The 8,219-nt window shown below is 60.5% G+C and carries 7 protein-coding genes; 1 reads left to right on the top strand and 6 read right to left on the bottom strand.

Annotated elements, in window-relative coordinates:
- Positions 1-356 precede the first annotated feature (356 nt).
- From QC821_RS21535 to QC821_RS21510, 6 genes are all read right to left on the bottom strand, one after another.
- On the bottom strand, positions 357-1,697 hold the full coding sequence (locus QC821_RS21535) for a four-carbon acid sugar kinase family protein (RefSeq protein ID WP_309725565.1): 1,341 nt from the start codon (positions 1,695-1,697) through the stop codon (positions 357-359).
- Entirely contained in the window at positions 1,694-2,962 is a 1,269-nt protein-coding gene (locus QC821_RS21530; RefSeq protein WP_309725563.1) for a ribulose-bisphosphate carboxylase large subunit family protein, read from the bottom strand. Before QC821_RS21530 ends, QC821_RS21535 begins: the two co-directional genes overlap by 4 nt.
- Positions 2,963-2,980: 18 nt before the next feature.
- Positions 2,981-3,937, bottom strand: coding sequence for an NAD-dependent epimerase/dehydratase family protein (locus QC821_RS21525; RefSeq protein WP_309725562.1), 957 nt, complete (start codon positions 3,935-3,937; stop codon positions 2,981-2,983).
- Positions 3,938-3,949: 12 nt separating this feature from the next.
- The gene (locus tag QC821_RS21520) at positions 3,950-5,242 is read right to left on the bottom strand and encodes a TRAP transporter large permease (RefSeq protein ID WP_309725560.1); all 1,293 of its coding nucleotides are present in this window, start codon (positions 5,240-5,242) and stop codon (positions 3,950-3,952) included.
- A 2-nt stretch (positions 5,243-5,244) separates the two neighbouring features.
- Complete coding sequence (locus tag QC821_RS21515) at positions 5,245-5,757, bottom strand: TRAP transporter small permease (RefSeq protein ID WP_309725558.1); 513 nt, start codon at positions 5,755-5,757, stop codon at positions 5,245-5,247.
- Between the two features lie 62 nt (positions 5,758-5,819).
- Positions 5,820-6,794: a TRAP transporter substrate-binding protein gene (locus QC821_RS21510; protein ID WP_309725556.1), complete on the bottom strand. Its 975-nt coding sequence runs from the start codon at positions 6,792-6,794 to the stop codon at positions 5,820-5,822.
- Between the two features lie 215 nt (positions 6,795-7,009).
- Between QC821_RS21510 and QC821_RS21505 the strand changes: the two genes are divergently transcribed.
- Positions 7,010-8,053, top strand: a complete 1,044-nt coding sequence (locus QC821_RS21505) for a LacI family DNA-binding transcriptional regulator (protein WP_309725554.1) — start codon at positions 7,010-7,012, stop codon at positions 8,051-8,053.
- Positions 8,054-8,219 lie beyond the last annotated feature (166 nt).

Genomic DNA, 8,219 nt, shown 5'->3' with positions numbered 1-8,219 from the left:
TGGTTACCGGACACCGGCACAGGTGTTTTTGGGTGAATACTCAGGAGCCCTCAACACCGCAGGTGCTGCGCTTATTACTTGAATTCAGGGATCTGTCTTGCGACTTCGTCTGGTACTCGGCGCTTGGGAATTGGCGTGAGACCGTCCGCGGTCGTGGATGTGGTGGCAGAATCCGTCATCTATGTCTCGATATCATATGATAGGTTGTAGGTTGTCGGACCAATTTAGACATTGTGGTGCTCGGGCGACATTAGCCTTTGGTCTCAACAAGCGTTCAGGCTAGGCCCAAGCCGTCTAAGCGCTTCTGGCATGTCAGGCTGTAGATGGCAGGCCGGCTAGGTGTGGGGCCCTAACGATCAGTCCAGCTGGGCATCGCGGATCCGCACGAAGAAGGCATCGTCACCCATCTGGCCGCCCTTGAACGTGATCTCTAGGCCGTCGTAGGTAGCGTCGCTGCTGTGCGCGGTGCATATCGGAGCCCCGGGCGTTAGCGGCAGAGGCAGGCGAGTGGTCAGTGCTTGAATATTCAGTTCCTGAATCGCGTGGCTTGATGTGTCACCACCGGCGACAACCACCCGGTGCAGACGCTCTGCGCTTACCAGGTCTCGCAGCAGACTGCCCAGGTGTCGGCCTATGAGATGCGCGCTGCTGTTGTCTGGAAGCGTCAGTTGGCCATCATTTGGGCCGAGGGCGGTATAGATCACTACGCTGCGGCCTTTGGCCAGCGCGGCCAACGCGCGATTACGGACTTCGTCGAGCTCGGCAGTCGCTAGCGCGTCGTCAACCAGGCTCGCGGCATCCACTCGTAGCGCGGTAAATCCATGAGCCTCGGCGTGACGAATCTGGCGAGCGGTGGTGTCGGAGCAACTGCCTGAGATGACGGCTATGCGTTCTACTGGCCCAGGGTTGGAAAAAGGCTGTGGCGTCTCGATCAGCCCCAGGCGTCGCCACTCGGCGAGCAGGGCGTATTCGACGCCAGAAGATCCGACCACGAAACCGCCATTGGGTTGGCGCATGCGCCACAGTTGGCGTCCTACTTCGGCCTGACTGTTGGCGTCGAGCACGTCGTAGAGCAGTGCGGCGTGCTTTTCATGAGCCGCCTCGACACGTGCATCGACGTCGTTTGCAGCCAAGGTAGGCAGGTCGATGAGGCCTATGGCGAGGCTGGTCTGCGATGCCAGATGGCGGCGCAGGTCGGCTTCGTGCATTGGCGTCACCGGATGGCGTGACATGATCGGATGGCGGTCAATGCGGTATACCTCGCCTTGGGCTGCGGCGAATAGCTGACCGAAAGCGGTGTAGCGGCGAAGCTGGGGGGCGCCGACGACAATCGGTACGCCAGGATGGCCGAATAGGTGGTGGCCGATTTCCAGCGCATGGCCAATGCTACCGACCTCTGGGGCGCTGTCGAAGGTGGAGCAGGTCTTGTAGTGACACAAGGCGGCGCCGCGCTCGCGTAGCCAGGTAAGGGCGGGGGCCAGGTGCTGGTCCATCCAGGCGGGCGATTCGCTGCGGCTTGTTCCGGCCAGACCGATGGCCCTGCAGTGACGAAAGCGTGCCAGCAGGTCGTCGTTGGGAATGGCGGTGAATAGCACGGTGTCGACACCCTGTCCGGCGAGGGCCTCCATGGCATCGGTAGAGCCGGTCAGGTCGTCGCCATAGTAGGTGATCAGCGGGGAGGATTCGTTGGGGGTCATCGGCGAAATGTCTCCAAGGCCCGGGCGAGCTCTTTGTGCTCGCGGGCGTAGGCGTCGATGTCTATGCCGGCTACCGCAGCCTCCCAGGCTTGGCGCAGGCTCCTTACGCCGGCGCCGATACCATCAGGGTGGGCCATGATACCGCCTCCGGCGCAGAATATGAGATCGGTACTGGCGATGGCGGCGTAGGTATCTACTGCCTGGTCGGCGGTCTGGCCAGAAGAGAATACTGGCATCACCTCGCAGCCGGGTGCCGGCGGTTCGAACATGGGGGTCAAGCAGGTACGGGCGCTGGCGATCACGCTGGCGTCTTCCTCGCTGAACTTGTTGCGCAGGCCGTTGACGTGGATATGGTCGACGCCAGCCAGGCGCCATAACTTCTGATAGGCCACGAAGCTCATGCCCAGGTGTGGTGAACGGCTGAACATTCCCCAGCCGGCACGGTGGCCATGTAGCGCCACTTGGCAGTGGTGCCGCAGCTGGGTCACGCCGCTGAGGCCAACGGCGTTCAGGGCGAGCATGACGCAGTTGCCACCTGCAGCGACCACATGGTCATGGTGGTCGCGCATTTCATCAGCCTCAGCGGTGATATTGAAGGTGTACATCACCTGGCGGCCAGTGCGCTCGGCGTGCTCCCGAATCAGTGGCATCACGGCATCGACTCTTGCCTTGAGCGGATTATGGGGGCCGTTGGCCTGAAGCTCGTCGTCCTTGATGAAGTCGATGCCGCCGTCCAGCAACTCGCGTACTACGTCGGCGGTGGCTGCAGGTGACAGCCCCACGCTGGGCTTGATGATGGTACCGATCAGCGGCCGCCCGTGGATGCCCGTCAGGTCGCGGGTGCCAGCCACGCCAAACTGGGGGCCGGGGTAGGCCTCTGCAAACGGTCTCGGCAGGGTCAGGTCGAGCAGCTTCAGCGCCGAGAACTCCTTGAGCTCGAAGAGGTTGCCGGCAACCGTTGCGAACAGGGTTGGCAATGACGGGCCTAGGTTAGCCAATGGCCAGGAGAGGGTGACATACGCGCGCCGGTAGACGGGGCGGGTGCTACCTCCCGGCACGCCTGGAATCGGCAGTGCAGGGGCGTAGGCAACCTCCAGCGGCTCGATGTGCTCGACCAGCGCACCGTGCGCTTCGCGAAGCGAGTCGGTCTCGCTGGCCAGGCGGGTGAAGGTGCCGCAGGACTGCTCACCGGCCATTACCTGTGCGGCATGCTCCAGCGGGTAGGGAGTCTCGATCAGATAGGTGGCCAGGATGCGATCACTCATAGCTGGACTCTCTACAACCTAGGTGCGCGTGGCGTTCTGGAGCCACTGCCAGTAATCACGAATGCCCTCGCGGATATCGGTAAAGCGTGGCTCGAAACCGAGTTCCTGTCGTGCGCGGGAGATATCCAGCGGTGCTCCGCGGACGACGAACGGGCCCGGACCTAGCTGTACGTTGGCGGTCTTGCCCGTGATATCACTAACCTCGTCGACGATCCGGAGGTGGTCGACCGGTACCCCGCTGGAAATATTGAAGTTGCGATGCGTCACCTGGGGCTTCTCGAACAGCTTGACGATGCCGGTGGCGGTATCCACAACATGCGTCCAGTCCAGCGCCTGCTCGGAACCATTGGGCGCCTGGATATCATCGAGCCCTTCTAGAGGACCGAACAGCCCTTGGTAGACTTTGTGCATGTGCGACGGCCGCTTGCCGGGGCCATAGACGAAGAACAGCCTGGCGTTACGGATATCCATGCCGAAGGTGTCGCTGTACTGCAGGCCGTAGAGTTCACCCGAGATCTTGGAAGCACCGTAGAGGTCGGTGGCCTTGTAGCGCGTGTCTTCGTGCTGGGGCCCTGGGGCATCGCCATAGACGGCACCGGAGCTCATGTTGACGATTTTATTGATGCCGAGAATGCGGCACGTTTCGTAGACGTTGAGCGTACCCGAGGCGTTGATCGATATGTGCTTGAAGGGGTGCTGCTGGAAGTAGGGGCCGGCAATCACCGAGACGCCGTGGATAACACCTTCCAGCTCGTCCCGGTGGCGCAGGAGGATCTCGAAGATACTGTGGTAGTCGAGAACGTCGACTGACTCGAGGGTGAGCATGTCCCGCACCTCTTCGAGGTAGTCCAGGCCCATGCTCTCGAAGCGGCTGGCCGCTGTGTCGCAGATGACCACCTGCTTGCCCTGTTTGGCCAATAGGTAGGCAACCCAGGAGCCGACGTGGCCGAGGCCACCGGTAATGAGCACTGACATGTTGGACTCTCCTTAATTCAGGACCAGGTTCGGTAGGAACATGACGATAGAGGGGAAGCAGATGATGATCAGCAGGACGAAGATCAGCGGGATGTAGAAGGGGAGCGTTTCCCGAACTAACGTGCCGAAAGACAGACCGGTGATCTTCTGAATGGTAAACAGCACTGTACCGACGGGTGGCGTGATCAGTCCGATCATCAGGGTGAAGATCATCACGACCCCGAAGTGCACAGGGTCGATACCGTATTGCACCACCACTGGCACCAGCAGCGGGGTGAGCAGGAACAGTGCCGGTACCGAATCGATGAACAGTCCGATCAACAGGATGAACAGGGTCAGCAGCAACAGCAGGCCCAGTGGATCGGTCACGGTAGCGAGCAGAAAGTCGGCAATCAGTGAGGTGACCTGGTAACGCCCCAGGACCCAGCTATACAGGGCGCTTCCGGCAATGATGAACATCAGGGCGGCCGAGTCGATAGCAGTGGCGCGGAGGATGCAGATGAACTCTCGGAGGCTGATGGAGCGGTAGACCACGAAGGCAATGAACAGGCAGTAGACCAGGGCAACCACCGACGCCTCGGTGGGCGTGAAGACGCCGGTCAGGATCCCCACGATGATGATGAGTGGCGTCAGCATCGGAAGTAAGCCGCGCGCCAACGCTGCCGTGAACTCGTTGAAGCGAGCCCTGGGGCGGGTCGGGAAGCCGCGACGGTGCGAGATGATGGCGACCATGGCCATCAGGCCCAGTCCCATGAATAGCCCGGGAATGATCGACGCCAGGAAGATACCGGCGATGGAGGCATTGGCCAGGGCACCGTAGATGACGGCGGGAATGCTGGGTGGAATGATCGGGCCTATGGTGGCCGAGCTCGCCGTGACTGCGGCGCTAAAGCCGGTGGGGTAGCCATCATCTTCCATGGCCTTGATTTCCAGGGCGCCCAGTCCGCCAGCATCCGCCACGGCGGAGCCTGACATGCCGGCGAACAGCATGCTGGCCACGACGTTGACATGGCCGAGGCCGCCCTTCATGTGGCCGACCATCGTCCTGGCGATATTGAAAACACGATCCGAGATGCCGGCGCTGTTCATTAGACGACCGATCAACAGAAAGGCCGGGATGGCCAGCAGGGTGAAGCTGTTGACGCCGTAGAGGGTGCGTTGGGAGATCATCTCCATGGGAATGGCATCGAAGCCACGTGTATAGCCGAGCACCATCGCCGAGGAGGCGATCATGGCAAAGGCGACCGGCACCCCCAGCATTAACAGGACGATGAGGCCGACGAACAGGATGATGAAGACTTCCATGGTCATTCACTCCGGTCGGTGTGGATGGCGGGCAGTTTGATGAACAGGCGTCGGTAGAGGTCGCCAATTAGCAGCCCGATCATCATCAGCGATGAAATAAGTTGAATCATGTAGATGTACGAGAAGCTCAAACGGAAGGTACTGGCCAGTACACCGGCGGTTCTCTCCATCATGTTCCAGCCGCCAATGGCTAGCATTAGTAGCACCAGGATGCAGATGACGTCGGCCAGGCTTGCCACGACATGGCGGAGACGTGGTCCCATCAGGTCGGTCACTACCGTAATGCGAATGTGTTCCTGGTAGCGCAGTGCCAGCACCGAACCGAGGAAAATCTGGGCGAGGAAGAGATAACGAGATGCCTCGTCGGTCCACGACACGGCGATGCCCAGCGCATATCGTGAAATGACCTGGATGGCCATGATCGTCAGCATCAGCGCGAAAGCCGTCGTGACGATGGCGGTGAGGAGTCGCCAGAACAGCTCGATGGCACGGTTTACGCAGTCCGCGATAGTCACGGGCGCCTCCGAATGCAGGATAGTGAAGAGGGCGCCCCGGCCCATTGGACCGGGGACATGCCTTACTCGAGCAGTGACATGACGTAGTCACGCACCGCTGGGTGGTAGGAATCGGCAATATCGCGGATGGCGGGCTCGGCGGCCTCATGGAAGGCTGCTACATCCGGTTCGACGACGGTCATACCAAGCTCCTGGAGTTCTTCGTAGAGGTCGTCCTGACCGTTGGCGACCATTTCGTTGCCCCAGGTGGTGGCGTCCTCGATGGCGTCGAGGATGATCTCGCGATTCTCGTCGGAGAGACCCTGGTAGAAGTCCTCGTTCATTAGCCAGTGGAAGAACGAGTAGACGTGCTCGGTTTTATTGAGGTGGCTTTGAACCTCGTGGATCCTGCCGGCGTGGATCAGGTCGACGGGGTTCTCCTGCATATCGATCACGCCTGTCTGCAATGACGTGTAGACTTCGGGCCAGGCGATAGGGCTTGGCAGGGCGCCGATCTCTTCCCAGATCTGAATCCATGGCGCGATCTCCGGCACCCTCATGCGAACCCCTTGAATGTCTTCAGGAGTCTCCACGGCTGAGTTGGAGGTCAGGTTGCGTGGGTTGCGAGCCGAGAGTCCCACCAGGCGCATGTTGCCTTGGGCAATCAGCTGCTCGTTGATCAGTTCACCGGTATCGCCTTCATAGACCTGCCGCGCCTGTTCGCTGCTGCTATAGACGAAGGGTAGGTCGGCAGCAGAGAACTCGGAGGCGTAGAGGGTCATCGGCATGGAACCGCCAAGGGCGATAGCGTATTCCCCAAAGCTGGCGCCTTCCAGGTGGTCACGTTCACCGCCGACTTCAGTGCCCAGCAGGGTGACGGTGTATTCGCCGTTGGTGTCTGACTCTATGGCCTCTTTGAGGCGCTCGCCCACCTTGAACATGGCATGGGAGGGCTCGGTGTGGATGGCGATGGCGAGTTCGGTGGCGCTGGCGTGGGCAGCGATGCCGAAACTGGCCAGGCTGGCGATGACGAGTCGGCTTGCTGTTCTTGTATTCATTCTTGGGTACCCCTTTGGAAATTCAGTATGAGTGGCGACTTGCGGTCATCCTGATGCGGGCCCTGCCCAGCTGTTCGGTAAGCTGGCAGGTTGGCTCCTTGTAATTCCGTGCCACTGCTAAAAAAGCTAGCACGGGATTTTTGGTAGCGCTACCATTTCGCTTGTTATCCGTTAGGATGAGATCATGGCGTAAACGAATATCAGGGAGAGCCATGGTGAATCAGAATTCCGGAGCGCGAGGCCGGCGGCGTCACCGCGGTACGGATCGAGTGACGATACAGGACGTTGCTTCGGCCGCTGGGGTGGCAGCTATAACGGTGTCCCGTGCTCTCAATACGCCTGATCGTGTGTCAGCCAAACTTCGCGAGCGCATCGATCAAGCCGTAGCTTCACTTGGCTATGTGCCGAACCTGGTGGCCGGAGGCCTAGCCTCGGCGGAAATGAGGATGATCCCTGTCGTCGTACCGTCGCTGTCGATCCTGACCTTTATCGAAGTGATTCATGGCATTCAGCAGACCCTTGAAGAGGCTGGCTACCAGGTGCTGCTCGGCTCGACCGACTTCGACCTGGATCGCGAGGCGAGCCTGATCGACTCGCTGCTTGGGTACTCGCCGTCAGGGGTCATCCTGACCGGCCTTCGACACCACGAGCGCACTGCTCGGCGCCTCAATAGCTGGGGGCGCCCGGTCATCGAGATCATGGAGCTTGGCGACGACTGTATTGACATGAACGTCGGGGTGGACAATTACGCAGTGGGTGCCTGCATGGCGAAGCATTTGCTGGCGCGAGGCTTCCAGCGTATCGCTTACCTCGGAACCGGGATGGATCGTGACTACCGTGCAATGCAGCGGTTCGAGGGGCATCGGCGGGTGCTGGAGGAGGCCAAGGTGGAATGCGACATACTTTTTCGACGCGATGAGCCATCATCTTATGCGTCAGGGCGTCGCTTGTTCCTGGAGGCGTTGGCAACTCGACCTGACCTGCAGGCGTTGCACTTCGCCAATGACAATCTGGCCGCCGGGGCATTGATGGAGGCCAATCGGCAGGGCGTTCGCGTGCCTGAGGAGATCGCCATTGGCGGATACCTTGGGCTGTCGCTGGGCGAGCACCTTACACCGCAGCTCACCACTGTGACCGTGCCGCGGTTCGAGATGGGGGTTCAGGCGGCCAAATTGATGCTTGCCAGGCTCGAATGCCGGGAGCAATCAGCGTCACGGATGGATATCGGCTATGAGCTTACCGTGCGAGAAAGTACCTGAACGCCTACTGCTGCTTGGTTGACTGGCCAGCGCTGCGCGCTGCAATCGCGACTGAAGTCGCTCCCACGCTAATCACGAATGAATTCGCTTATATGGACCCGTCCCGTTGTGCAAGCCCGATTCGCCATGGCCGGGGTGAGACTGCACGCTTATATCCGGCCTGTTA

This window comes from Franzmannia qiaohouensis (assembly GCF_031451695.1).
Lineage (GTDB): Bacteria > Pseudomonadota > Gammaproteobacteria > Pseudomonadales > Halomonadaceae > Franzmannia > Franzmannia qiaohouensis.
This window is presented reverse-complemented; position numbering and strand designations above follow the sequence as displayed.